Genomic DNA, 26,037 nt, shown 5'->3' with positions numbered 1-26,037 from the left:
GTCAAGCCTGATGACCATAGCAAGTCGGTCCCACCCCTTCCCATCCCGAACAGGACCGTGAAACGACTTTGCGCCGATGATAGTGCTGCAACCAGTGTGAAAGTAGGTTATCGTCAGGCTAGTTATAAGCAAAACCCCGCAGAGTGATCTCTGCGGGGTTTTTTGCATTTGGGCGGCCGATTTGTCTTATGAACGATTTGATGTACACGCCGCCGGATGATCAAGCGGTGAAACGCGTGGAGTCGGGACTCCACCCTACATTTATGCGGCGGCATGCTTGGGACAGAAAACAAAAAGCCCGCCAGGATCGCGGCGGGCTTTTCATTTGCTGTTTAACTGATCAGCTCATCGGTCGCAAGGACTTATACACCCCAAAGGATATCGGTCTGGTGGTCACGTGCGGAGCGCAGCATTTCGAGCATGGGATACGCGCGGGTGGAGAAGCTGACCATTTCGACCTGTTCGTGCTCGGGATCGTCGTCGTCGCCGGTGTGGGCCTTGATGTCCTGTTCGACATCGTCCGTGGACGGGTGCTTGCGGCTTTCTTCGATTTCCTGTTCCAGCAGCTCGACGGCGCGGCCGGCTTCGGCCGAGGTGATGACGCCCATCTCCGGTTCCTTGTTGAGGAGGTCGAGAATCCGTTTGGCGTGCTCTTGGTACATCATGACGTCAGGGTAGGATTTGCTTTTGAATGTAATTAACATGGTGCAGTCTCGTTGTGTTTTCGTCGTAACTAAACGATAACACGCTTGCTGTTTGCGGTCATCCCGCGCACGACCTTCAGCGCGAACGCTGGCGCAGCAACCAGGCCAGCAGCAGGACGCCTGCGATGACGCCGCCCGCCGCCCCTATGGCAGCGTACCTGATCTCGATCCGCACGCTGCCCAGCAGCAGCCAGGCCAGCGCCGCCCAGCCCAGCAGGCTGCACACGTCCAGCAGGCCGGTAGCGATATTGCGTTTGCCGCGCATTTTGAATTCGCTGCGTGCCGCCGGCCGTCCCGTCCACAGCGTGATGAGGGAGGAACTCGCCGCCGCACCGGCGACCGTCATCGCCGTGGACACCCCGGCCTGTGCAGCCTGCAGCGTCAGCCAGAGGAGGGGAGCGGCCACGAGCAGCAGCACCGGAAGCACGGCGGCCGTGAGTTTCGCGAGGCGCAGCGTCCGTGCATTCGCCTGCGAGGTCTGCAGCAGGTCGGGCGCGTCCTCGGCCAGCAGAACGATCCAGGCCAGCGCCGAGCTCAGCGATCCACACAGCATCGTCAGGCCTGCACCGGTCGCCGCGATGTGCGGCGCGTCCCGGTTGAAGATCACGAAACACAGGGGCAGCAGGTACAGCAGTTGCAGCAATACCTGGGAGATCAGGTGCGGGTCGCGCCAGATCAGCCGCCATTCCTTGATCACGACGGTGCCGAACAGGCTGCGGTCGAAGCGATACCGGAGCGATCCCGGCCGTTTCGCGATGGGGCTGCTGCCCGCAGCCTGTTGCAGGCCATGCACGAAGAAGCGATGGGTCAGGCCGACGGTCGCCCATGCTGCCGCCAGGCCTGCGACGGCAAGCAGCGCGGCTGCAGTGGCGTCGCCGAGCGCTGCCCGTGCCGGCAGCCACAGCGGGCTGGCGGCGTCGATCGACCCGCCCGCGTCGACCAGCTGCGCCAGGACGGATGGCGTCGCTTCAACATCATGCGAGACGAAACTGCCCGCCTGCGACAGCAGGAACAGGAAGGCGCCCGCCACTGCCCCGAGCACCTGCGCCACCACGCGTGTACGCCGCGCGCCAAGCAGGCGTACCAGCGCCAGGGTGAGCAGCATTGCCGCGGAGGCCGCGACCGCCGCCATGGCGAGCAGCACCGGATACAGCGCCAGCCAGCCCGGCTGACCCAGCAGCAGCCCGGCGTGCGCAACGGGCGCCAGGAAGAACAGGTACAAGGCCGCGATGCCGAACACGATGCCGGCCAGCCTGACGCTGAAGACGCTGCGCGATGGCAGTGGGGACGAGAGCAGCAGGTCCATGTCGCCGCGGTCGAACAAGGCCTCGACGCTGGCCTTCAACCCACTGGACAGCATGAACAACAGGGTCGCCAGCAAGATCGCACCGACAAGCACCACCATCTGCTGCGGTGGCGCAGCCAAAGCCGCACCGGTCGAGCGCAGCAGGAAGAACGCGCCCACATGCAGCGCCAGCCACACCAGCAGGCCGATCCCGATGCCGCGCCAGCGCCCACGCTGCTTGCCGCCCGCTTCGCTCGAGGAGAATGCGGTACGCCAGAACAGCCGCAGCTCATGGCGCAGCAGCCAGGACGCCGTGCCGGGCCGCGGGTTCACGCCGCGCCTGTCAGCTGCAGGAACAGGTCTTCGAGCGTCGCGCCCGGCGCCTGGCCGCGCAGCTCATCCAACGTGCCCTGTGCGATCAAACGGCCGTGCTGGATGATGCCGATGCGCTGCGCGAGCCGTTCCGCGATCTCCAGGATATGCGTCGTCAGGATCACCGTGCCGCCGCCCGCCACGTGAGAGAGCAATAGATCCTTTACCTGGCGCGCCGCCCCCGCATCCAGCCCGGTCAGCGGTTCGTCGAGGATGAGCAACTCGGGGGCGTGGATCAGGGCACCGGCCAGCGCCAGTTTCTGCTCCATGCCGCGCGAGAATCCTTCGGTCAGCTCGTGCGCGTGCTTGCTCAGGTCCAGCCAGTCCAGCAGTTCGCGCGCACGCGTTTCGGCGGCACCGGCTTCGACACCCCACAGGCCGGCGACGAACTCGAGGTATTCGATGGGCTTCAATTTCCCGTACAGCATCGGATCGTCGGGCAGGTAGGCCATCCGGCGCTTGGCCCCTGCCGCATCCTGCGCCAGGTCGATGCCGAGTACCTCGACGCGGCCCGCATCCGGGGCCAGCAGGCCGGCCACCATGCGCAGGGTTGTCGTCTTGCCGGCCCCGTTCGGACCCAGCAGCGCATACAGCTCGCCGCGCCCGACGGTGAGGTCGAGTCCGTCCACGGCAGGCCGCCCGAACTCCTTGCGCAGCCCGGTCAGCGCCAGGGCAGGTGAGGGCGTCATCACAGCAGCTTGAACGAGGAAATGAACTGGTCGACCTGTTCGGTCGACACCGCCTTCTCGCGGCCCATCACGATGACCTGGTAGAAGCGGGTGTCTTTCGCGGCGAAATGCCCGCGCAGCAGCATCGGCTGGTCCCTGGCCTGGCCGACGGCCTCGATGTCGATGCTCGATGCCGTCCCCTGGCTTTCCCGCTTCACCGTCGCCCCGAGGTTGCGCACCAGCGCCGTCTTCATTTCCCCGAGCGCGGCCTGGGCACGCGCCGGGTCGGGCGCCACCCCGGTGCCGACCGCAAAGGTGACGCCGTCGACTTCGGCCGCCGTCATCGTCATGTCCACCTTCAGCCCATTCAGGTCGACGCCGCGGGTATGGGTCGCCGGCTTGGCAGGGAACATCACGCGGTAGGGCGCGTCGGGACTGCTGTAGTCGCGCCAGTTATAGGTCGGGTTGCAGGCCGCCAGGAGGGCGCTGCCCGCGATGGCTGCCAGCAGGTGGAAAGTGTGGAGTCGTGTTCGCATCCGCCGATGGTAGCAGGGCGGGTGCGGCGGCGCTACCGCGGGCGCACGGGCCGTCAGCGCTCCTGCAGGCCGCGCCGGTAGCCGATCGCCTCGGCCATGTGGGCGGCGTCGATGGCCGGCGCGCCGCCCAGGTCGGCGATCGTGCGCGCCACCTTCAGCACGCGGTGATAAGCCCGTGCCGACCAGTTCATCATCGACATCGCCGAACGCAGGAGTTTATCGCCGGCCGCGTCGGGTACGCACAGGCGGTCGATCTCGTGCGTGCTCAGGCGCTGGTTCGGCTTGCCCTGGCGCGCCAGCTGCGCGGCGTGCGCGGCTGCGACCCGTTCGGCGATGGCGGCGCTGCTCTCGCCGTCGGCTTGCGCGCTCATGGCGCCGGGCGACATGGCGCTGACCTCGATCTGCATGTCGATGCGGTCGAGCAGCGGGCCGGAAATGCGGTCGCGATAGCGCTGGGCGCTCTCGTTGGTGCAGCGGCACTTGCCCGACGGGTGACCCTGCCATCCGCAGGGGCAGGGATTCATCGCGGCGATCAGCTGGAAGCGCGCCGGAAAGTCGGCCTGGTGCGCCGCCCGCGAAATCGTGATCACGCCGGATTCGAGCGGCTGGCGCAGCACCTCGAGCACCTTGCGGTCGAATTCGGGCAGCTCGTCGAGGAACAAAACGCCGCAATGCGCCAGCGACACCTCGCCCGGACGCGGTACATTGCCGCCGCCGACCAGGGCCACGCCGGAACTGGTGTGATGCGGACTGCGAAACGGCCGCGAACGCCAGCGCTCGGCCGAAAAACTCCCGGTGAGCGATTGCACCGCGGCCGCTTCCAGCGCTTCCTCATCCGTCATGGGCGGCAGCAAACCGGGAAAGCGCGACGCCAGCATGCTTTTGCCGGCACCGGGCGGACCGACGAGCAGGATCGAGTGATTGCCGGCCGCGGCGATCTCGAGCGCGCGCTTGGTATGGCGCTGGCCCTTCACGTCGGAAAAGTCGGGATAGCGCGGCGGCAGCAAGGGACGGCTGGTGCGATAGCGCGGCAGGCGCGCGCCCTCGTCCAGCGCCGCGAAGTGGGCGCACACCTCGAGCAGGGTATCGGCCGGATGGATGCTGGCGTCGGCCACCAGGGCCGCCTCGTCGGCATTGCTCTTCGGGAGGATGAAGGCACGCCGTGCCTGCTCGGGCCGGGTATCAGGCCGGGCGCCGCGTCCGATCGCAAAGGTCATCGCCAGTGCCCCGCGTACCGGCCGCAACTGGCCCGACAGGGACAGCTCGCCGGCGAATTCGTAGCGGTCGAGTTCGTTAGAGGGGATCTGCCCCGAGGCGGCCAGGATGCCCAGGGCGATCGGCAGGTCGAAGCGCCCGGATTCCTTCGGCAGGTCGGCCGGCGCCAGGTTGATGGTGATGCGGCGCGAGGGGATCTCGAAACCGACGTTCTGCAGGGCCGCGCGTACCCGGTCTTTCGCCTCGCGCACTTCGGCATCGGGCAGGCCGACGATGGTCAGAGAAGGCAAGCCGTTGGCCAGGTGGACTTCGACGCTGACGGCGGGGGCTTCCATGCCGGCGAGCGCGCGGCTGCGTAAGACGGCGAGGCTCATGGGGTTCCTGGCGAGTGAGGACTCGCAGGATGGTGGCACCGCTTTGCAGCCTGCTTGTTGAGCGTACCCAAGCGTGCACGGTCTCCAGGATCAGGTGCCTGCAGGGGAGTTCAGACCTCGCGCAAGGTCACGACCGGCATCGTCAGCGTGCGCTTGTCCTTGAAGAAACCAATATCGAACAGGGCCGCCGCACCGACGACCTCTTTACCGAGTTGGCGCAGTAGGGACGCAGCCGCTTCTATCGTGCCGCCGGTGGCCAGCACGTCATCGACGATCAGTACACGCTGGCCCTTGATGCGCTCTGGCTGGATCTCGATGGTCGCGCTGCCGTATTCGCGCTGGTAGTCGATGCTGATCGCCTTGCCTGGCAATTTGCCCGCCTTGCGCGCCATGGCGAAGCCGACCTTGCGCTCGTAGGCGAGGGCACCGGCGATCATGAACCCACGCGCGTCCATGGCAAGAATGAAGTCGAAGTGCAAATCTTCAGTTTCCGCGTGCAAGGTGTCGATGGCGAGGCGCCAATGGTCGGGATGATCGAAAATGCAGCCGACGTCGATAAAATTGACGCCCGGTTCCGGGTAGTCCTGAAAAAATTCCAGCGGAACGCTGTCGAAATCATGTAGGTGGGGCATATCGTCGTGTGTGGGTGAAGCGAAGTCGGAGTGTACGACGATTATCGGTGGTGCGCGCAAAGGCGGCCTGGCGAATGCCGGACCGGCCGGATGATGCGCTACCGGGCCGTCGCTTCGTCGCGCGCTGCCAATCGGGCACATGCATAGGCGATTGCGCGTGGCTTGAAAAGCGTTTTATTCCCAATCGATGATGAATCGTGATTTTCCGTGAGATATCGCCATTCCGATATATGCACGTATTTTCCCTCTATTTCATCTCGTCTGAATAATGTGGTGTTTTTCGCGGTATTTTTCCTTTGAAACTTTACTCGGTATTGACTTCGAGCAATCTGGGCTGCATTGTTTCAGTTCCAAATAGGGATTTGCAATGAAGCGCGTCAAGCCGCTCGACGCCCTTCCTTGCTCTATCCGGAATAAATGGTAATGAACCATTTTTCTTCGTTCAGATAATTAGATTGGGACACAAACAAGTGAAAGTTCTCGTTGCGTTGATGGTAAGTGCCGGCATCCTGTCGCCGGTGTTCGCTGCAGGTCCTGCGGCCGCGGCCGCGCCGGTCCAGGCCAGGTCGGGTGCGCAAGCCGCGCCGGCCAAGGTCACCTCGGTGGAAGGCATTACGGAATACCGCCTGGCGAACGGCCTGCGCGTGCTGCTGTTCCCGGATGCGTCCAAGCCGACGCTGACGACGAACATGGTCTACATGGTCGGCTCGCGCCACGAAAACTACGGCGAGACCGGCATGGCACACCTGCTGGAACACCTGCTGTTCAAGCCGACCGCCAACTTCGGGGTCAAGAAGGGCACGAAAAGCCCGGTCGAAGTGCTCAATGGCCTGGGCGCCGACTTCAACGGCACGACCTATTACGACCGCACCAATTACTACGCCACCTTCCCGGCGAACGACGACAACCTGCGCACCATGCTGGCGCTGGAAGCCGACCGCATGACCAACGCCCCGATTTCCCAGGACGACCTGTGGAACACCAAGACCAACAAGGGCGAGATGACGGTCGTGCGCAACGAGTTCGAGATCGGCGAGAGCAACCCGATCCGCGTGACGACCCAGCGCCTGCAGGCCGTTGCCTTCGACTGGCACAACTACGGCAAGTCGACCATCGGCGCCCGTTCCGATATCGAGCAGGTGAACATCCCGCGCCTGCGCGCCTTCTATAAGCAGTACTACCAGCCGGACAACGCGGTGTTGATCGTGGCCGGCCGCTTCGACGAAGCCAAGGTGCTGGCGCAGGTCAACACCCTGTTCGGCAAGATCGCGAAACCCTCGCGCGTGATCCAGCCGACCTATACGCTCGAACCGACCCAGGACGGCGAACGTTCGGTCACCGTGCGCCGTTCAGGCGGCACCCAGTACGTCGGCGCCGGCTACCACGTGGCGCCGAGCGGACACCCGGACGCCGCGGCGCTGCAGGTACTGGCCCGCGTGCTGACCGACGCGCCATCGGGCCGCCTGCACAAGGCCCTGGTGGAAACCAAGCTGGCGACCGGCGTCCATGTCATGGCCGCCAGCAACCTCGAGCCTGGCTACCGCATCTTCGGCGCGGTGGTACCGAAGGGCCAGCCGCTGGCGCCGGTCCAGGACACCATGCTCAAGGTACTGGAAGACCTGAAGTCGAATCCCGTCACCGACGAGGAAGTGGCGCGTGCGCGCCAGGCGATTTCCAAGAACATCGAGCTGGCGATGAACGACAGCGCCGGGCTGACGATCGGCCTGACCGAAGCCATGGCGGCCGGCGACTGGCGCCTGTTCTTCGTGAACCGCGACCTGGTCGAAAAAGTCGACGCCAAGGCAGTGCAGGCGGCCGCCCAGAAATACCTCAAGGCCTCCAACCGCACGCTCGCATCGTTCATTCCGACCGATGCCCCAGACCGTACCGAGGTGCCGGGCAAGACCGACATCGCGGCCGTCGTCAACGACTACAAGGGCCGCGCCGTGGTGGCGCAGGGCGAAGTATTCGACCCGAGCCCGGCCAACATCGAATCGCGCACCCAGCGCTTCACGCTGGCCAATGGCCTGAAGGGCGCGCTGCTGCCGAAGAAGACCAAGGGCAACCTCGTGACCACGACGATCCGCCTGCGCTTCGGTACCGAAGAAGCCCTGCGCAACAAGGCGACCACCGGCAGCTTCACGGCCGGCCTGCTGACCTACGGGACCCAGGAGAAAACGCGCCAGCAGCTGAAGGACGCCTTCGACAAGCTCAAGGCCCAGCACCGCATCGGCGGCGGCGCCGAAGGGTTGACGGCGACGGTGACGACCACGCGCGAGAACCTGCCGGCCGTGATGGACCTGGTGGCCGAGGTGCTGAAGAAGCCGGCATTTGCGGCTACCGAATTCGGCGAGTTCCAGCGCGCGAACGTCAATGCAACCGAGCAGGCGATTCCGGAACCGAATCCACAGGCCAGCGTCGCGCTCAGCCGCATGCTCGACACCACGCCCGACGGCCACGTCAAGCATGTGCTGACGCTGCAGGAGCGGCTGGCGGCGCAGAAGGCAACCACGGTGGAAGAGGTCAAGGCCTTCCACAGCGCCTTCTACGGCGCCAACAACGCCACCTTCGCCGCCGTCGGCGACTTCGATCCGGCCGCCCTCAAGACCCAGGTCGAGCGCCTGTACGGCAACTGGAACGCGCAGCAGAAATACGTGCGCGTGCCGTCCGCGGTCAAGTCGGTCGCCAGCCAGAACGTGGCGCTCGAGACCCCGGACAAGGCCAGCAGCATGCTGTTCGCGGTGTATCCGGTACCGATGAAGGACGACGCGAAAGCCTATCCGGCGCTGGTGATGGCGAACTACATGCTGGGCGGCGGCGCACTGCGTTCGCGCCTGGCGGACCGCATCCGCCAGAAGGAAGGCCTGTCCTACGGCGTCGGCTCGCAGCTGAGCGTCCCGACCCGCGACCCGGCCGGCATGTGGATGGCCTACGCGATGAGCGCCCCGCAGAATGCGTCGAAGGTGGAAACGGTGCTGCGCGATGAGCTCGAGCGTGCGGTCAAGGAAGGCTTCACCGAGGCGGAACTGGCGGAGGCCAAGAAAGGCTGGCTGCAGGGCGAGGAAGTCTCGCGCACCTCCGACGAGTCGCTCGCCGGTGCGCTGTCCGAGTACCTGTCGCTGGACCGCACGATGACCTTCGACGCCACGGTCGAAGACCAGGTGCGCAAGCTGACGCTGGCCCAGGTCAACGAAGCGATGCGCGAGTTCATCAAGCCGGGCGCGATCTCGATCGTGAAGGCGGGCGACTTCGCGAAAGCCGGCAAGGAAGCGGTGGGCGGCGCCAAGTAACGCCAGCGCAGTCCTGTCGTACGAACGCCCGGGATCGATCGACGATCCCGGGCGTTTTTTCATGCTTGCAGGGTGAGGGGATGATCGGGCACGTCGGATACGGTCATAGGCCTCGCTCGAAACCGGATTCATCGGCGTCCTGTGCAGTCGATGCAAACGAAGGCCCCGCCAGCGCCAGCAGGTGCTCCCGGATCCCGGCCGGCCACAGCGCGACCAGGTCGGCGAAGCGCGCCCCGTCGCCCGCGAACAGGGCCCGCGACGCTTCCTCGAAGCCGGGCTCGTCGCCGGCCAGTTCGTGCATGAAGCGGTAGGCGGAGTCGCGCGCCTCGCGCTGGCTGTCGGCGCCGCGCGCATCGCGCGACGCGTGTTCGACCAGCTTGCGCAGCGCCACCGAGGCGCCGCCCGGCTGCGAGGACAGCCACTCCCAGTGGCGGGGCAGCAGGGTCACCTCGCGCGCGACCACGCCCAGTTTCGGGCGGCCGGCGCTGCGCGCAGGCAGGCGCGGTATGCGTTGCAGCACTTCTTCTTCCGTTCCCGCGAAATTGATCTCGACCGGGCGGCTGGTCACCGCGTCGAGGAGCGCGACCGAACGGTCGGTACCCCGGTCGAGCACGGCCTTGGCGGCCTTGACGACGTCGATCAACGGTCCCTTGGCCAGGAGCTCGCTTCCGGCAAAGGCGATGCAATGGGTCGGCAGCATGGCAATTCCTCTCATATTGGACGCGCCCGCACATTGGACGCATGACAGGATATTACCCGGGCAAAATTGGTTTGACAATTATACCCGGGTGAAATGTGGGCAAAAGCAGACAGGGCGCCGCAGCTTACTTGTCGAGCATGGCGTCCACTTTGTCCGTCACGTCGATAGCCGGCCGATGCCAGATCGTCCGCGTCAGCACCAGGTCCACGCCGAGCTGGCTGGGCAGCACCAGTACGATGTCGTGGATGCGCCGGGCGAGGGCAGCGCGTTCGGCCTCGTTGCGTTCGGCGAGGTCTTCGCCGATGCGGGCCTGGGTGCGCCGCACCTCCCGTTCGAGTTCGCCGACGGCGCGCTCGCGCATCAGGTATTCGCGGTCGCTCAGCCTGGGGGCGTCCTTTGCCAGTTTGTCCGACATCTCGCGCAGCTGGCGCAGCTGGGCCTGGACGCGCTGGCGGCGCGGGGCGAATTCCTTGTCGATTTTCGCAGCCGCCGCACGGGCATGCGCCGAGTCCACCAGCAAGCGCTCCACATTGACGACGGCAACACGCACCTCGACGGCGCCCAGGGGGGCGGTCGCAGGCGGCCTGCCGGCGCAAGCGGTCAACCCCAGCGACAGGCAAAGCGCCGCCGCCATCGCCGGCCAGGACGACGTGCTGCGGGAGGCGCCCGGCGTGGCGCGCCTGGTCAGGCAATGAAACGGCATCATGTTCGGTCTTTCCGGGAAAGGTCTGGCAGGAGCGCCGTCCAGATGACGGCCGAGGCGTCGTCGGCGCTTTTGACGGCCGCGCTGTTTACCATGGAACCGTCCCCCGTACGCGCCCCCTCGAACCGGCGCAGTTCGCGCATCAGCGGTGCGAGTCCCTCCTGGCGGCAGCGCCGCCCGAGGTCCTCGAGGGTCATTAAACCGTAGGGATCGGCCAGCCGGTAAAAACCGTCGGTCATCGCCAGCACGGCGCTGTCCAGGGGCAGGCGCAGCGCATATTCGCGCGCGCTGAATTCGCCCTGCGGCGCCAGGCAGAGCACGTTCGGCGCCGGAGCGCCGTGCTGGGCCTCGCGCCGTGCACGCAGCATCGGCAGCAGCCGCGCGCGGCGCAGGTCCGGGTCAAGGACGCCCTCGCGCGTCAGGGCCGCCAAGGCTTCCTGCAGCACGTCCTCGTACGGATTCACGTACGGATCGAGGTCGGCCACGGCGCCGTCGGCCTGCACGGCGAAGACCTTGCAGTCGCCGAGGCAGTAGAGCGAGAGGCTCGCATGATCGCCGAGGTGGCGGATGCGGATCCAGGTCATGGCTGCCAGCGGATGGGCGTACAGGGGAACGGCGCGCCCGCCGGCGGCGGCCAGCCAGGACTGGCGCACCGTCTCGATGGCGCGGTGCACAGCCTGGGCCTGGGCCACATCCGGGGCGATTTCCTGCGCCAGCGCGTCGGCGAAGGCGTGGGTGAACCAGGCAACGTCGCCCTGCTGGCAGTCGATATAGTCCGCGTCCGCCACCGAGGTGGCACCGTCGAGCACGAGGAGGTCGGTCAGCCCGTCCTGCCGGAACACCCGGATGAGGTCTTCGTTGATGCCGTCGCCGGGTGCGCAGGAGAGGTGTGCGGTCGTCATTCGTGTCGTGCCCTGTTACCGGATGTGCATGATGTTATCACTGCACGGGCACCGTGGATCGACGCGTCAGCCGCATTCCCCTACATATTGGCAGTTGTCGCAGCGCGTACAGCCTTCGGCCTTGCGCAGCGCCCGCGCGCCGCATTCGGGGCACTTGGCGGCCGAGGCGACAGTGCTGGCTACCAGCGGGGCGGCCTGAGGCATGGCCGGGTCGAGGGCGGGTGCGGTGTCCATGGCCGCGGCGCGGGCCGCCAGCTGGCGCGCCAGTTGCGGCACCGGCACCCCATTGCCCTGGGCGTCGAGGAAGCCGCGGTTGATGAGGATACGCTGCAGCATGAAGCCGACGGCGGCCGCTTCCGAGTCGTGGAAGACCGGCACCCGCACGCCGTCCTCGCGCGTCAAGTGGCCGCAGCGCACCGGGCCTTTTTCCCAGACCACGTCGCGCATGTCGGCCAGGGCCTTGGCGATCGGCCCGCCGGCGCGCGCCAGCATCGACAGCAGGCGCATCGACGAGGTGATCCATTGCTGGCCTTCGGTGCGCTGGCCGGCGGGCATGAAGAACTCGAACGGGCGCTCGATCGTCACCGGCACGCCCTCGTGCACGCCTTCGACGCGGATGAAGCTGACCGTCAGATAAAAGGTGCGGCGGCCTTCCTGGGTCGAGTACTCGACCTTCGAGGTGACCGATTCGAGTTCGCCCAGCGGACGGCCCTCGAAGCGCTTGCGCAGCGGGTCGTCGTCCGGGGTGGATGGGCTGTCAGGGACGGGCGTCGCGCCCAGCACGCTGCCCAGCACCGTGTTCGGGCGATAGGTCGCCAGCCCCTTCAGGCCGGCGCGCCAGGCTTCCAAATACAGGCCGCGGAAATCGTCGTAGGGATAGTCGGCCGGCACGTTGACCGTTTTCGAGATCGAGGTGTCGATGAAGGGCTGCACCGCCTCCAGCATGCGCAAATGGTCGTCGGCGCGCATCTGCAGGGCCGTGACGAAATGCGGCGGCAGGGCGTCCAGGCTGGCGTCCGGATGCTGCCTGCGGTACAGGCGCCAGGCGTGGTCCTCGACCTCGTAGGCGCGCATCGAGTCGTCGGGCATGCGCTTCCTGCGCTGGTAGGTCCAGGAGTAGGCCGGTTCGATGCCGTTCGAGGCATTGTCGGCAAAGGCCAGCGAGATGGTGCCGGTCGGCGCGATCGACAGCAGGTGCGAGTTGCGGATGCCGTGCAGGCGGATTGCTTCGCGCAGGCTGTCGGGCAGGCGCGCCACGAAGCGGCCCTCCAGGTAGCGCGCCGCATCGAACAGGGGGAAGGGACCTTTTTCGCGCGCCAGTTCGATCGAGGCCGCATAGGCCGCATCGCGCAGGGTTTCGGCGATGCGCGCGGCCAGCGCCCGGCCTTCGCCGGCGTCGTAGCGCAGCCCGAGCATGACGAGGGTGCTGCCCAGGCCCAGGAAGCCGAGCCCGATGCGGCGCTTGGCGCGCGCCTCGGCGGCCTGTTGCGGCAAGGGCCATTCGGTTGCATCGAGCACGAGGTCGAGCATGCGCACCGCGACCGCCGCCACCTCGCGCATGCGCTCGAAGTTGAAGCGCGCACCTGCGCCGAACGGGTTGTCGACGAAGGCGGTCAGGTTGAGGGAACCCAGGTCGCAGCAGCCGTAGGCGGGCAGCGGCTGCTCGCCGCAGGGATTGGTCGCGCGCAGCTGCTCGCAATACCAGAGGTTGTTCTCGCCGTTCATGCGGTCGATGAAGAGCACGCCCGGCTCGGCGTGGTCGTAGGTCGAGGCCATGATGCGGTCCCACAGCGCACGGGCGCGCACGCTGCGGTAGACCCACAGGCCGTCCTCGCGCTGGTGGGCGCCGGCAGCGATGTGCTCTTCGCCGGGCTCGGCGCGGTGCACCAGCTCGAAGGGCGCGTCGTCCTCGAGCGCGTGCATGAAGGCGTCGCTGACGCCGACCGAGATATTGAAGTTCGACAGGCCGCCGGCGTCCTTGGCGGCGATGAAGCGTTCGATATCGGGATGGTCGATGCGCAGCACCCCCATTTGGGCCCCGCGCCGCGCGCCGGCCGATTCCACCGTCTTGCACGAGGCGTCGAACAGTTCCATGTACGAGACCGGGCCGGACGCGCGCGAGCGGGTGCCGCGCACCACGGCGCCCATCGGCCGGATGGCGGAAAAATCGTAGCCGACGCCGCCGCCGCGGCGCATCGTTTCGGCCGCTTCCGCGAGTGCCGTGTAGATGCCGGGCAGGCCGTCGTCGCAACCGGTGACGGAATCGCCGACCGGCTGCACGAAACAGTTGATGAGGGTGGCCTTGATGTTCAGGCCGGCGGCGGAGTTGATGCGCCCGCCGGCTACAAAACCCTGTTCCTGGGCCCAGAGGAAGCGCGCGGCGAGTTCCTCGCGGCGCTCGAGCGGTTCCAGCGCGGCCAGCGCGTTCGCCACACGGCGGCGCACGTCGGCAATGGAGGTTTCATCGCCTTTCGCATACTTCTCGCGCAGGACGTCGAGCGAGACCGCCTGCGGTGGCGGCATTCTCGTCAGTTGGTCGGCTGCATTCATGGTTCGCGTCTCCCGTGCATGCATGCCGTTTTCGGGTCAGGGCTTGTCGATGATGACGTGCGGCGCGGCCGGGTCGGTGGCGCCCGGCAGCGGGCTGTCGGACCTGGCCTGGCTTGCCGCAGGAGGATGTGCGGTCAGCCGCGCCTCCAGCTCGGCCACGCGCAGTTCGAGCGCTTCCAGCTTGGCGCGGGTCTTGGCCAGCACCTGGGCCTGGATGTCGAATTCTTCGCGGGTCACCAGGTCGAGCTTGGAAAAGCCCTGGGTCATCATCGCCTTGACGTTGCGTTCGATGTCCTTGGCGGGCCCGCTTTCCATCGCCTGATTGATTTTGCCCTGCAAGTCGTTGAAGAAATTATTCATACCGTTCGTCCTGGTGATGCCGGTCGGCGCACCAGGGTGGTGCGCGATGGGCAGGTTTGGTGCGCTTCCCCGCGTGGAGCGGCCGGCGCGCACGTATTTGTGGTGTTTGAAACCAGAAATGGGGCAAATGCGCCGGAAATCAAGCACATGGATGGTCCCGTTGCGCTGGCACGCATCCTGCTAAAAGGAAGATAAACGCCTTAACAAGATTGTAAACCATCCGTCCATCTGTTCCATTTCGAAGGGATTCACCATGAAGAGCAAGACAGCAGGCAAGGTAGCAGGCAAGGCTGCAGCGTTCGCGCTGGCAATGATGGGCAGCGGGGTGGCAATGGCGCAGGAGGCGCCGGTCGAAGAGCATGCGCTCGCGTACAACGCGGCGCTGACCAGCGAGTACCGCTACCGCGGCCTCTCGCAGACTCGCTTCGACCCGGCGCTGCAGGGCGGGGCCGACTATACCCACAACCCCAGCGGTTTCTATGCCGGTACCTGGCTCTCGACCATCAAGTGGACGAAAGACCTGGGCGGCGACGGCAACGTGGAAGTCGACCTGTACGCGGGCAAGCGCGGCCAGCTGAGCGAAGCGATCAGCTACGACGTCGGCGGCCTGTACTACTGGTATCCGTCGAACGACCTCAATCCCAACGCGAACACCTTCGAGCTGTACGGCCAGGTCGGCATCGGCCCGGCCTACCTGAAGTATTCGCATTCGACCACGAACCTGTTCGGCACGGTCGACAGCAAGCAGAGCGGCTACCTGGACCTGGGCGCGAACCTGCCCGTAATGGAAGGCCTGGTGCTGAACCTGCACGTCGGCCGCCAGCGCGTGAAGAACAACGGCGCGCTCTCGTACACCGACTACAAGGTCGGGCTGACGAAGGACCTCGGCTTTGCCAGCGTCTCGCTGGCCTGGATCCGGGCCGACACCGACGCCTACCTGAGCCCGCAGGGCCGCAACCTGGGCAAGTCGGCGGCCGTGGTGTCCGTATCAAAAACTTTCTGAAAGAGGCAATGCGATGAAACTGATTACCGCCATTATCAAGCCCTTCAAGCTCGATGAAGTGCGCGAGGCGCTGTCCGACATTAACGTGCAGGGCATGACGGTGACCGAAGTCAAGGGCTTCGGCCGCCAGAAGGGCCATACCGAGCTCTACCGCGGAGCCGAGTATGTGGTCGACTTCCTTCCGAAAATCCGGATCGAGGCGGCGGTCGACGATGCCATCGTCGACCAGGTCATCGACGCCATCCAGGGCGCCGCCCGCACCGGCAAGATCGGCGACGGCAAGATCTTCGTGTCCGACCTCATCCAGGTCATCCGTATCCGTACCGGCGAGACCGGCAACGACGCACTGTAAGGGGAGCGCAATGAATCGAACCATCACCAAAATCCTCGGCGCCGTCCTGGCGCTTGGACTGTCGCTGCCCGCACTGGCCGCGCCCGCCATCAACAAGGGCGACACCGCCTGGATGTTCGTCGCCACGCTGCTCGTGATCATGATGTCGATCCCGGGCCTGGCGCTGTTCTACGGCGGCCTGGTGCGCGCCAAGAATATGCTGTCGGTGCTGCTGCAGATCTTCATGATCTTCTCGGTCGTCATCGTGCTGTGGTGCCTGTACGGCTATTCGCTGGCCTTCACCGGCGGCAGCCCCTTCATCGGCGGCTTCGACCGTGCCTTCCTGAACGGGATCTACGATCCGGCCGCCGGCGTCTTCAGCATGGCCGCCACCTTCAGCAAGGAGACGATGATTCCGGAGTTCATCTTCGTCGCCTTCCAGGGCACCTTCGCCGCCATTACCTGCAGCCTGATCGTCGGCGCCTTCGCCGAGCGCGCCAAGTTCTCGGCCGTGCTGGTGTTCATCGTGCTGTGGTTCACCTTCGGCTACCTGCCGGTGGCGCACATGGTCTGGTTCTGGGCCGGCCCGGATGCGATCACCGACGCGGCCACGCTGGCCACCGTCACGGCCGATGCCGGCTGGTTGTGGCAGAAGGGCGCGCTCGACTTCGCGGGCGGCACCGTGGTGCACATCAACGCCGCCGTGGCCGGCCTGGTCGGCGCCTATGTGATCGGCAAGCGCGTCGGCTACGGCCGCGAATCGATGGCGCCGCACTCGATGACGATGACCATGATCGGCGCTTCGCTGCTGTGGGTGGGCTGGTTCGGCTTCAATGCCGGCTCGGCCCTGGAAGCGGGCGACATCGCCGCGCTCGCCTTCATCAACACCCTGCTGGCTACCGCCGGCGCCACCGTCGCCTGGACCTTGGGCGAGTGGGTTACCAAGGGCAAGCCGTCGATGCTGGGCGGCGCCTCGGGTGCGGTGTCGGGCCTGGTCGCGATCACCCCGGCCGCCGGCTTCGTCGGCCCGATGGGCGGGCTCGTCATCGGCCTGGTGGGCGGCATCGTCTGCCTGTGGGGCGTGAACGGCCTCAAGCGCATGCTGCGCGTGGACGATTCGCTCGATGTGTTCGGTGTGCACGGCGTCGGCGGCATCGTCGGCGCGCTGCTGACGGGCGTGTTCGCGGCGCCCCAGCTGGGCGGGCAGGGCATCTGGGACTACGTGACGAACAAGCCTTCCGCCGACGTGTATTCGATCGGCCATCAGGTCTGGGTGCAGGCCCAGGCGGTGGGCGTGACGATCGTCTGGTCGGCCCTGATCGCGTATGTCGTCTTCAAGCTGGTCGACATCACCATCGGCCTGCGCGTGCCGGAAGAGCAGGAACGCGAGGGCTTGGACCTGACCAGCCACGGCGAAAGGGCGTACCACGCTTGAGCGCTCCCTGCTGGGGCATGAATGCAAAAAGGCGCCTGCGGGCGCCTTTTTGTTTTACCTTATCGGCATAATGTTTCTTCCATTTTCCTTGCACTGCAACATAAGCCTTTAAAATGGAGAGTATTGCCCCAAGATAAGGGGCCTCATTGACAAGAAGTCCGCTTCAAAGAGCTTAACAAGGACACCCACTTTCATGGTTCCGCACCTCGCTACCGCCCTGACCGGCCCGCTGCTCGACTTAGAAAAGAAAATCCTCGACGCCACCCCGGCCATCGAGCGCTGGTTCCGCCTCGAGTGGCAGGAACACACGCCGCCCTTCTATTGCTCGGTCGACCTGCGCAATGCCGGCTACAAGCTGGCGCCGGTAGATACCAACCTGTTCCCGGGCGGCTTCAACAACCTGGGGACCGAAATGCTGCCGCTGACCGTGCAGGCAGCCATGGCCGCCATCGACAAGTACTGCCCGGACGCGCGCAACCTGCTCCTGATTCCGGAAACGCAGCCGCGCAACCCGCAATACCTGCAGAACGTGGCGCGCCTGATGCAGATCTTCCGCCAGACTGGCCTGCACGTGCGCCTCGGTTCGCTGTCGCCGGAGGTCACCCAGCCGACCCCGCTGGCGCTGCCGGACGGGAACATGCTGGTCGTCGAGCCGCTGGTGCGCTCGCCGAACGGACGCCGCCTCGGCCTGGCCGACTTCGATCCATGCACGATCCTGCTGAACAACGACCTGTCGGCCGGCATCCCGTCCATCCTGGAAAACATCCACGAGCAGTCGCTGTTGCCGCCGGTCCACGCCGGCTGGGCGCTGCGCCGCAAGAGCAACCACTTCAAGGCGTTCGACGAGGTGGCGAAGAAGTTCGGCAAGCTGATCGACATCGACCCGTGGATGGTGAACCCGCTGCACGCCAAGGTCAGCGAGGTCGACCTGGCCCACGACCAGGGCACCGAGGCGCTGGCCGACGCCGTCTCGGCACTGCTCTCGAAGATCAAGAAGAAGTACAAGGAATACGGCATGAAGGATCAAAAACCCTTCGTGATCGTGAAACCGGATGCCGGTACCTACGGCATGGGCATCATGACGATCAAGGACGCGAGCGAAGTGCGCGACCTGACGCTCAAGCAGCGCGAAAAGATGTCGGTCGTGAAGGACGGTCTTGCCGTGACCGACCTCATCGTGCAGGAAGGCGTGCCGACGTTCGAGAACATCGACGACGCGGTGGCGGAACCGGTGGTGTACATGATCGACCGCTATGTGGTCGGCGGCTTCTACCGCGTGCATGCCGAGCGCGGCGTCGACCAGAACCTGAATGCGCCGGGCTCGCAATACGTGCCGCTCGCTTTTGCGCAGCAGCATGCGGTGCCGGATTTGAAGGCCAAGCCGGGAACGGCGGCGCCGAACCGGTTCTATGTCTACGGCGTCGTGGCGCGCCTGGGGCTGCTGGCGGCCTCGCTCGAGATGGAACGGACTGACCCGAACCCAGAAGTGTATTGAGAGTGCGGCCATGTCCCGGCCGTGCGGCTGGGCGGCTGCCTGAAACGCGTGGAGTCCTGACTCCACGCGTTTTGTACATGTGCGATTCCCGGAAAGAAGCGCTCAGCGTTCCTTTTGCACCATGTAGAGAAAATGCGAGCGCAGCGGGGGCGCCAGGGCTGCCAGGAGCTCGCTGACCAAGGCGGGCAGGGCCGCCAGGGCGCGGCCCACGGGCGGGGCCAGCAGCAGGGTCTGGTACTGCTGGCGGTGCCCGGGCCAGAAGCCGTCGAGCTCGCTGCGGGTGACTTTGCGCACATGGGGATTGCGCGGGTTGTTGTAGCGGAAGTCGAATACCAGGCACCAGCCGCCCGGCTTGAGCACGCGCCACATGTCGGCCGCCAGTTGCTGGCGGAGGTCGGGGTCGAGGATCGAGGACAGCACCGTGTGCGCGCTGACGAGGTCGGCGCTGGCGGTCGGCAGGGCGGTGAGCTGCCCGCAATGCCACTGCACGCCGGACGCCGTACGCAGGCTGGCCAGTTCAAGCCGGTCCTGCTGGAGTTCGGTACCCGTGAGGTGAGAGGGCGTGGCGCCCCAGTCGATGAGCTGGCGCAGGAAGCCGCCGCTGCCGCAACCCACATCGATGACGCGCAGGCGGCCGAGGTCGGTGCCGACGGTCTTGGCGAGCATGCGCGACAGGTTGCGCGTGTACATCGCGTCCTGCACCACGATTTCGGGCCGGTGCCATGCATAGCGCGCCAGCGCGGCGCCGCCGTGCCAGCCGCGGTACACGCGGGCAATGCGCTCCCGTTCCGCTTCCTGGTTAAGTTGAGCATCCATGGCGCCATGGTCGCCCGTCCGAACACGCGCGGATTTGCGCGCGCTCATGCCTGCGCACGATCCGCCGCAATTTGCTCCCAAGCATTATGTGCCCAGTGGAATTCTTCCCGCCGGGCCGCCAGCCCCAGGGGGCTGCCCCGCGTCGATTCGGGATTCCGGCTAAAATCGAGGGCATTACCTTCACTGGACCCACCATGAAAATCGCTTTCCTCGCCGATCCGCTCTCAGGCTTCAAGATCTACAAGGACTCGACCTTTGCAATGATGCGCGAGGCGGCGCGGCGCGGCCACGAGATCTACGCCTTCGAGCAGCGCGACATGGCGCTGGAGCAGGGCGTGGTCAGCGCCGAGGTGGCGCGCATCCACCTGACCGGCGACGCCGACGAATGGTACCGCGCCGAGCCCGCGCACGATGTACGCCTGTCGAGCTTCGACGCGATCATCGAGCGCAAGGATCCGCCCTTCGACATGGAATACGTGTACGGCACCTATCTGCTGGAACTGGCGGAAAAGCAGGGCGCGCGCGTCTTCAACCGGCCGTCGGCGATCCGCGACCACAACGAGAAGCTGGCCATCGGCCAGTTCAGCCAGTTCACTTCGCCGACCCTCGTCACCTCGTCGGAAAAACGCCTGCGCGCCTTCCACGCCCAGCATGGCGACGTCATCTTCAAGCCGCTCGACGGCATGGGCGGCACCGGCATCTTCCGCGTCAAGCAGGACGCGATGAACCTGGGCGCGATCATCGAAACGCTGAGCGACAACGGCAAACGCACCATCATGGTGCAGAAGTACATCCCGGACATCGTCAAGGGCGACAAGCGCATCCTCGTCATCGGCGGCAAGCCGGTGCCGTTCGCGCTGGCCCGCATCCCCCAGGGGAGCGAGGTGCGCGGCAACCTGGCGGCGGGCGGCATCGGCGTGGCCCAGCCGATCACCGAGCGCGACCGTGAAATCGCCGAGGCCCTCGGCCCATTGCTGGCCGAGCGTGGCCTGTTGCTGGTAGGATTAGACGTGATCGGCGATTTCCTGACCGAAGTAAATGTCACCAGCCCGACCTGCTTCCAGGAGATCACCGACCAGACCGGTTTCGACGTGGCGGCGATGTTCATCGACGCCGTCGAGCATGCAGTTGGCCAATAAGTTGGCAAACAAGTTGGAAAGTAAACGATGGTAGGAATTCTGCTCCTGACCCACGCACCGCTGGGCCAGGCATTCATCGCGGCGGTCGCCCACGTGTTTCGCGGGCCGACCGAACGCTTCGAGGCGATCGACGTCGTCGCCGACGAGGACACGCACACCGTCCACGAACGCGCGCGCGAGGCGATCGCACGCCTGGACGAGGGCGACGGCGTGCTCGTCATCACCGACATCAAGGGCGGCACGCCGGCCAACTGCTGCAATTCGCTGGCCTCGGACGGCCACGTCGAGGTGATCGCCGGGATCAGCCTGCCGATGCTGCTGCGCGCGATCACCTATCGCCGCGACACCCTCGACGTGGTGGTGGAGATGGCGCTGGCGGGCGCCCAGAATGGGGCGGTGCGGGTCGATAACCGGATCCGCGTAGGATAAGACAGTCCCGGTCGAACCGGGTTTTTACAATGGCAGGCTGGACGCGCAGTTCTGACGAACAGAAAACGAGAACATGATTCAACAAGAACTTGAGATCATCAACAAACTGGGCCTGCATGCCCGCGCATCCGCCAAATTCACCCAGCTCGCCGCCAAGTACAAGAGCGACGTCTGGCTCACCCGCAACGGCCGCCGCATCAACGCCAAGTCGATCATGGGCGTCATGATGCTGGCCGCCGGCAAGGGCGCGAAAGTCACGCTGGAAGCGGATGGGCCGGACGAGGCCGACGCGATGGTCGCCCTCGCAGGCCTCGTCAACGACCGGTTCGGCGAAGGCGAGTAATGCCGGACTCCGGCCGCTACCGTTCGGGACCTTCGATGGCTTCGTTCACCCTCCATGGCATCCCGGTGTCGCGCGGGATCGCGATCGGCCGTGCGCACCTGCTCACGCCGGCGGCGCTGGACGTCAAGCATTACCTGGTGCCGGTGGAGCAGGTCGAAGCCGAAGTCAAACGCCTGCAGGACGCGATCGCCGAAGTGCACCGCAACCTGCAGGAGCTGTGGACCGACCTGCCGAAGGACGCGCCCACCGAACTGGGCGCCTTCATCGACGTCCACGCGCTGATCCTGTCGGACCCGATGATCTCCGAAGCGCCGCTCGACATCATTCGTTCGCGCCACTACAACGCCGAATGGGCGCTGGTGACCCAGATCGACGAACTCTCGGCCCAGTTCGACGAGATCGAGGACGAGTACCTGCGCGAGCGCAAGCACGACATCCAGCAGGTGGCCGAGCGCGTGCTGAAGGTCCTGATGGGCACGGCGCTGTCGGTGCCGCCGGTGCTGGCCGGCGACGACGGCTACCAGCCGCAGATGATCGTCGTCGCCCACGACATCTCGCCGGCCGACATGCTGGCCTTCCGCGACCGTTCCTTCATCGGCTTCGTCACCGACGTCGGCGGCCAGAACTCGCACACGGCCATCGTCGCGCGCTCGCTCGACATCCCGGCCGCGGTCGGCATGAGCCAGGCCTCGCGCCTGGTCGAGCAGGACGACTGGCTGATCGTCGACGGCGACGCCGGCGTCGTGATCTGCAATCCGAGCCCGCTGGTGCTGGAGCAGTACCGCGCGCGCCAGGCCGCACTGATCAAGGCCAGGAAGCGCCTGCTGAAGCTGAAGAAGACGCCCGCGGTCACGAAGGACGGCACCGCGATCCGCCTGATGGCCAACATCGAGCTGCCCGACGACTGCCCGCACGCGCTCGACGCCGGCGCGACCGGCATCGGCCTGTTCCGCTCCGAGTTCCTGTTCATGGGACGCGGCGCCCAGGGCCTGCGCGTGCCCGACGAGGACGAGCAGTTCGAGCAGTACCGGCGCGCCGTGGTGGCCATGAAGGGCCGCCCGGTGACGATCCGCACGCTCGACGTAGGCGCCGACAAGCCGCTCGACCCGACCGAGCACACGGCCCTGAACCCGGCGCTCGGCCTGCGCGCGATCCGCTACTGCCTGGCCGAGCCGCAGCTGTTCCTGACCCAGCTGCGCGCCATCCTGCGCGCCTCCTGCTACGGCAAGGTGCGCATCCTAATCCCGATGCTGGCGCATGCCTTCGAGATCGACCAGACCCTCAGCATGATCGAGCAGGCGAAGCAGCAACTGCGCGAACAGAACATCAAGTACGACCCGGAAGTCGAAGTCGGGGCCATGATCGAGATCCCGGCCGCTGCGCTGGCGCTGCCGATGTTCGTGCGCCGCATGGACTTCCTCTCGATCGGCACCAACGACCTGATCCAGTACACGCTGGCGATCGACCGCGTCGACTACGAGGTGGCGCACCTGTACAACCCGTTGCACCCGGCCATCCTGCAGCTGATCGGCATGACGATCGCGGCCGGGCAGAAGGCCGGCATCGACGTCGCCGTCTGCGGAGAAATGGCGGGCGACATCAAGCTGACGCGCCTGCTGCTGGGCATGGGCCTGCGCGAGTTCTCGATGCACCCGGCCCAGCTGCTGTCGGTGAAACAGGAAATCCTGAATGCCGACCTGGCGCAGATCGCGCCACGAATGCGGCGCATCATGCGCTCGATGGAGCCCGGCGAGATCGCGGAGGCGGTCGACGAGCTGCAGCTCACCTGAGTTCACCCAAGTCTTCCAGTCATACCCGAGGCGGCCGTAGTGTCGCCCGCACATAAAAGTAAAGAAAGCCTCATGGGATCCATTGGAACCGTCACCCCGTCAGCGATGCATTTCGCCGAACCGCTGCGCCTGCAAAGCGGCGCGCAGCTCGGCGACTACACGCTCATGTATGAAACCTACGGCACGCTCAACGCCGACCGCTCGAACGCGGTGCTGATCTGCCACGCCCTGAACGCCTCGCACCACGTGGCCGGCACCTACGCCAACGAGCCGAAAAGCGCCGGCTGGTGGGACAACATGGTGGGACCGGGCAAGCCCGTCGACACGGACCGCTTCTTCGTCATCGGCGTCAACAACCTCGGCTCCTGCTTCGGTTCCACGGGCCCGATGCACACCAACCCGGCCACCGGCAAGCCGTATGGCGCGGCCTTCCCGCTGCTGACCGTCGAGGACTGGGTCACGGCCCAGGCACGCCTGGCCGACCGCCTCGGCATCGGGCAGTTTGCCGCCGTGATGGGCGGCTCGCTGGGCGGCATGCAGGCCCTCTCGTGGAGCATCATGTTCCCGGAGCGCCTGCGCCACTGCATCGTGATCGCCTCCACGCCCAAGCTCTCGGCCCAGAACATCGCCTTCAACGACGTCGCGCGCCAGGCCATCCTGACCGACCCGGACTACCGCGGCGGCGACTTCTACGAGTACGGCGTGGTGCCGAAGAACGGCCTGAAAGTGGCGCGCATGGTGGGCCACATCACGTATTTGTCGAACGACGACATGGCGGAGAAATTCGGCCGCAAGCTGCGCAACGCCGCCGAGACCGGGGACTACAAGTTCGACTTCGGCATCGACTTCGAGATCGAGTCCTACCTGCGCTACCAGGGCGACAAGTTCTCCGAATACTTCGACGCGAATACCTACCTCCTGATCACCAAGGCGCTGGATTACTTCGACCCCGCGCGCGAGCACGGCGGCGACCTGACCCGCGCCCTGGCCACGACCCGGGCCCAGTTCCTGGTCGCGTCCTTCACCACCGACTGGCGCTTCTCGCCCGAGCGCAGCCGGGAAATCGTCGAGGCCCTCATTTCGAACCGGCGCAAGGTGACCTACGCCGAGATCGACGCGCCGCACGGGCACGACGCCTTCCTGCTGGAAGACTCGCGCTACATGGGCGTGGTGCGGGCCTATTACGACCGCATCTGGGAAGAGTCGGCGCAGTCGATGGACAAGGAGGCGGCATGAAATTCGAAGACCTGAGCACGCTGCGCCCCGACCTCGCCTTCATCGCGCACTGGGTGGGCGAAGGCTCCCACGTGCTGGACGTCGGCTGCGGCGACGGCGCCATGCTGCGCTACCTGGAAAAGGGCAAGCGCTGCACCGGCTACGGCATCGAGATCGCCGACGACAAGGTGCTCGAGAGCACCCGGCGCGGCATCAGCGTCATCCAGCACGACATGGAGCAGGGCCTGGGCCTGTTCGGCGACAATTCCTTCGACACGGTGCTCTGCCTGTCCTCGCTGCAGATGATGCTGCACGTGGAAGCGCGCCTGCGCGACATCGTCCGCGTGGGGAGCGAGGCCATCGTCTCCTTCCCGAACTTCGCCTACTGGCCGCACCGCGTTGCCTTGCTCAAGGGCCGCATGCCGGTCTCGCGCACGCTGCCCTACCAGTGGTTCGACACGCCGAACGTGCGTTACGCAACGATCTACGACTTCAAGGAGCTGGCGGAGGAATGCGGGCTGGAAGTGCTGGACTATGTGGCGCTGGCGGATGGGAAGCCGGTCAGTTTCCTGCCGAATTTGCGGGGGAGTCTGGCGGTGTTCAGGTTGAGGAAGCGGGTGAAATAGGGTTAGGGCTGGTCCAGGGCCGGTTGAACGCGTGGACGGGAGACCCGTCCACCCTACGTCCCTCCGGCAATGTAGGGTGGACGGCTTTGCCGTCCACGCGTTCAACCACCGCCCGAACAATCGCGCCGCGCTTGGAATCCCGCTCCCGCGCCCCCATCATTCCCCTTATCGTGCGTACCCATCAGCAGTTTTCTGCGACGATGCTGTTGACAAAACCAGCACATTGGCAACCAACATGAAAAAATTCAAACACTTAGCCGTCTGCATCGCGCTGCTCTCCAGCCTCGGCACGGCGCAGGCCCAAAAAGAGCAGGTCATCCAGGACGGCATCGCCGTCAAACCCCTGTCGCGCGTGCGCGTGCTCGTTCCGGAAGAGCAGATGAACGAGGCGGCGGCCCAGCAATACCAGGCCATGATTTCGCAGGCGAACCAGAAGGGCGCCCTGGTGCCGGCCACCGATCCGCAGGTCAAGCGCCTGCGCGGCGTGGCCCAGCGCATCATCCCGCACACGCCGCGCTGGAACCAGTCCGCGAAGAACTGGGACTGGCAGGTCAACCTGTTCGACCAGCCTCAAGTCAACGCCTTCTGCATGCCGGGCGGCCGCATCGGCTTCTTCACCGGCATCATCAACCAGCTGAAACTGACCGACGACGAGATGGCGGCGATCATGGGCCACGAGATCGCGCACGCCCTGCGCGAGCATGGCCGCGAGCGCACCGCCAAGTCGGGCATCACCTCGATGGTCGCGCGCGGCGCCGGCGCCCTCGGCTCGGCCATCTTCGGCATCGACCCGAGCATCACGAATACCGTCACCGGCATGATCGGCCAGGGCGTGGTGCTGAAGTTCTCGCGCGACGAGGAACGCGAAGCCGACCTGGTCGGCCTGGACATCGCCGCCCGCGCCGGCTACGACCCGCGTGCCGGTGTCGCCCTGTGGCGCAAGATGGGCATGCTGAACAAGGGCGCGCCGCCGGAATTCCTGTCGACCCACCCGGGCGGCGAAACCCGCATCGGCGACATGGAAAAGCACATGAACGTGCTGCTGCCGCTGTACGCGCGCAGCAAGGGCACCACGGTCAACCGCCTGCCGCCGTACCGCACCAACGTCGCACTGAAGTAACGGA

Annotated in this window: 23 protein-coding genes, 1 rRNA gene and 1 pseudogene; 13 read left to right on the top strand and 12 right to left on the bottom strand. The window is 65.9% G+C overall.

All coding sequences use genetic code 11. The features are described from left to right. Positions 1 to 6 precede the first annotated feature (6 nt). Positions 7 to 119, top strand: a 5S ribosomal RNA gene (gene rrf / locus ACWCIA_RS21045). Between the two features lie 243 nt (positions 120 to 362). On the opposite strand, the gene ACWCIA_RS21040 is transcribed toward rrf, so the two are convergent. From ACWCIA_RS21040 to ACWCIA_RS21015, 6 genes are all read right to left on the bottom strand, one after another. Further along, positions 363 to 704, bottom strand: coding sequence for a DUF1840 domain-containing protein (locus ACWCIA_RS21040; RefSeq protein ID WP_454166456.1), 342 nt, complete (start codon positions 702 to 704; stop codon positions 363 to 365). Positions 705 to 780: 76 nt separating this feature from the next. Next, positions 781 to 2,322 carry a putative ABC transporter permease subunit gene (locus tag ACWCIA_RS21035; protein ID WP_454166455.1) on the bottom strand — a complete coding sequence of 514 codons (1,542 nt, stop codon included), beginning with the start codon at positions 2,320 to 2,322 and terminating at the stop codon, positions 781 to 783. After that, positions 2,319 to 3,050: an ABC transporter ATP-binding protein gene (locus ACWCIA_RS21030; protein ID WP_454166454.1), complete on the bottom strand. Its 732-nt coding sequence runs from the start codon at positions 3,048 to 3,050 to the stop codon at positions 2,319 to 2,321. The genes ACWCIA_RS21035 and ACWCIA_RS21030 overlap by 4 nt, the downstream gene beginning before the upstream one ends. Further along, the gene (locus tag ACWCIA_RS21025; protein WP_454166453.1) at positions 3,050 to 3,565 is read right to left on the bottom strand and encodes a hypothetical protein; all 516 of its coding nucleotides are present in this window, start codon (positions 3,563 to 3,565) and stop codon (positions 3,050 to 3,052) included. Before ACWCIA_RS21025 ends, ACWCIA_RS21030 begins: the two co-directional genes overlap by 1 nt. Before the next feature lie 53 nt (positions 3,566 to 3,618). Then, the gene (locus tag ACWCIA_RS21020) at positions 3,619 to 5,154 is read right to left on the bottom strand and encodes a YifB family Mg chelatase-like AAA ATPase (protein ID WP_454166452.1); all 1,536 of its coding nucleotides are present in this window, start codon (positions 5,152 to 5,154) and stop codon (positions 3,619 to 3,621) included. A gap of 110 nt (positions 5,155 to 5,264) precedes the next feature. After that, positions 5,265 to 5,786 (bottom strand): adenine phosphoribosyltransferase, encoded by a 522-nt coding sequence (locus tag ACWCIA_RS21015; protein ID WP_454166451.1) that lies wholly within the window; start codon positions 5,784 to 5,786, stop codon positions 5,265 to 5,267. Between the two features lie 470 nt (positions 5,787 to 6,256). On the opposite strand from ACWCIA_RS21015, the gene ACWCIA_RS21010 reads away from it, so the two are divergent. Further along, on the top strand, positions 6,257 to 9,076 hold the full coding sequence (locus ACWCIA_RS21010) for a M16 family metallopeptidase (protein ID WP_454166450.1): 2,820 nt from the start codon (positions 6,257 to 6,259) through the stop codon (positions 9,074 to 9,076). Positions 9,077 to 9,179: 103 nt separating this feature from the next. On the opposite strand, the gene ACWCIA_RS21005 is transcribed toward ACWCIA_RS21010, so the two are convergent. From ACWCIA_RS21005 to ACWCIA_RS20985, 5 genes and pseudogenes are all read right to left on the bottom strand, one after another. Further along, complete coding sequence (locus tag ACWCIA_RS21005; RefSeq protein ID WP_454166449.1) at positions 9,180 to 9,776, bottom strand: DUF2239 family protein; 597 nt, start codon at positions 9,774 to 9,776, stop codon at positions 9,180 to 9,182. A gap of 124 nt (positions 9,777 to 9,900) precedes the next feature. Beyond that, positions 9,901 to 10,482 carry an OmpH family outer membrane protein gene (locus tag ACWCIA_RS21000; RefSeq protein WP_454166448.1) on the bottom strand — a complete coding sequence of 194 codons (582 nt, stop codon included), beginning with the start codon at positions 10,480 to 10,482 and terminating at the stop codon, positions 9,901 to 9,903. After that, positions 10,479 to 11,381: a protein phosphatase 2C domain-containing protein gene (locus ACWCIA_RS20995; RefSeq protein ID WP_454166447.1), complete on the bottom strand. Its 903-nt coding sequence runs from the start codon at positions 11,379 to 11,381 to the stop codon at positions 10,479 to 10,481. Before ACWCIA_RS20995 ends, ACWCIA_RS21000 begins: the two co-directional genes overlap by 4 nt. Positions 11,382 to 11,447: 66 nt before the next feature. After that, a complete protein-coding gene (locus ACWCIA_RS20990) occupies positions 11,448 to 13,931 on the bottom strand; it encodes an adenosylcobalamin-dependent ribonucleoside-diphosphate reductase (RefSeq protein WP_454166446.1) in 2,484 nt (827 codons plus the stop codon). Between the two features lie 135 nt (positions 13,932 to 14,066). Continuing rightward, a pseudogene (locus tag ACWCIA_RS20985) lies at positions 14,067 to 14,291 on the bottom strand (accessory factor UbiK family protein); the annotation flags it as partial. 253 nt (positions 14,292 to 14,544) lie between these two features. Between ACWCIA_RS20985 and ACWCIA_RS20980 the strand changes: the two are divergent. From ACWCIA_RS20980 to gshA, 4 genes are all read left to right on the top strand, one after another. Next, entirely contained in the window at positions 14,545 to 15,294 is a 750-nt protein-coding gene (locus ACWCIA_RS20980; protein ID WP_454166445.1) for a TorF family putative porin, read from the top strand. Positions 15,295 to 15,307: 13 nt separating this feature from the next. Beyond that, entirely contained in the window at positions 15,308 to 15,646 is a 339-nt protein-coding gene (glnK, locus tag ACWCIA_RS20975) for a P-II family nitrogen regulator (RefSeq protein WP_454166444.1), read from the top strand. Between the two features lie 10 nt (positions 15,647 to 15,656). Next, positions 15,657 to 17,060 (top strand): ammonium transporter, encoded by a 1,404-nt coding sequence (gene amt / locus ACWCIA_RS20970; RefSeq protein WP_454166443.1) that lies wholly within the window; start codon positions 15,657 to 15,659, stop codon positions 17,058 to 17,060. A gap of 193 nt (positions 17,061 to 17,253) precedes the next feature. After that, positions 17,254 to 18,555 (top strand): glutamate--cysteine ligase, encoded by a 1,302-nt coding sequence (gene gshA / locus ACWCIA_RS20965; RefSeq protein WP_454166442.1) that lies wholly within the window; start codon positions 17,254 to 17,256, stop codon positions 18,553 to 18,555. Positions 18,556 to 18,657: 102 nt separating this feature from the next. Here gshA and ACWCIA_RS20960 read toward each other — a convergent pair whose 3' ends face one another. Beyond that, entirely contained in the window at positions 18,658 to 19,371 is a 714-nt protein-coding gene (locus tag ACWCIA_RS20960) for a class I SAM-dependent methyltransferase (RefSeq protein WP_454166441.1), read from the bottom strand. 194 nt (positions 19,372 to 19,565) lie between these two features. Here ACWCIA_RS20960 and gshB point away from each other — a divergent pair, with 194 nt between their 5' ends. The 7 genes from gshB to ACWCIA_RS20925 all read left to right on the top strand — a co-directional run bounded on the left by gshB (position 19,566) and on the right by ACWCIA_RS20925 (position 26,033). Next, the gene (gene gshB, locus ACWCIA_RS20955; RefSeq protein WP_454166440.1) at positions 19,566 to 20,510 is read left to right on the top strand and encodes a glutathione synthase; all 945 of its coding nucleotides are present in this window, start codon (positions 19,566 to 19,568) and stop codon (positions 20,508 to 20,510) included. A 27-nt stretch (positions 20,511 to 20,537) separates the two neighbouring features. Further along, positions 20,538 to 20,939 carry a PTS sugar transporter subunit IIA gene (locus tag ACWCIA_RS20950; protein WP_454166439.1) on the top strand — a complete coding sequence of 134 codons (402 nt, stop codon included), beginning with the start codon at positions 20,538 to 20,540 and terminating at the stop codon, positions 20,937 to 20,939. Positions 20,940 to 21,012: 73 nt separating this feature from the next. Further along, on the top strand, positions 21,013 to 21,282 hold the full coding sequence (locus ACWCIA_RS20945; protein WP_454166438.1) for an HPr family phosphocarrier protein: 270 nt from the start codon (positions 21,013 to 21,015) through the stop codon (positions 21,280 to 21,282). 35 nt (positions 21,283 to 21,317) lie between these two features. Beyond that, entirely contained in the window at positions 21,318 to 23,072 is a 1,755-nt protein-coding gene (gene ptsP / locus ACWCIA_RS20940) for a phosphoenolpyruvate--protein phosphotransferase (RefSeq protein WP_454166437.1), read from the top strand. Between the two features lie 72 nt (positions 23,073 to 23,144). Further along, on the top strand, positions 23,145 to 24,308 hold the full coding sequence (gene metX, locus ACWCIA_RS20935) for a homoserine O-succinyltransferase MetX (protein WP_454166436.1): 1,164 nt from the start codon (positions 23,145 to 23,147) through the stop codon (positions 24,306 to 24,308). Beyond that, complete coding sequence (metW, locus tag ACWCIA_RS20930; RefSeq protein ID WP_454166435.1) at positions 24,305 to 24,913, top strand: methionine biosynthesis protein MetW; 609 nt, start codon at positions 24,305 to 24,307, stop codon at positions 24,911 to 24,913. The genes metX and metW overlap by 4 nt, the downstream gene beginning before the upstream one ends. Positions 24,914 to 25,148: 235 nt before the next feature. Beyond that, on the top strand, positions 25,149 to 26,033 hold the full coding sequence (locus ACWCIA_RS20925) for a M48 family metallopeptidase (RefSeq protein WP_454166434.1): 885 nt from the start codon (positions 25,149 to 25,151) through the stop codon (positions 26,031 to 26,033). The last annotated feature ends 4 nt before the right edge of the window (positions 26,034 to 26,037 follow it).

The organism is Massilia sp. SYSU DXS3249, from assembly GCF_053668055.1.
The sequence above is the reverse complement of the archived record's forward strand: the minus strand, read 5'-3'. Positions and strand labels throughout refer to the sequence as shown.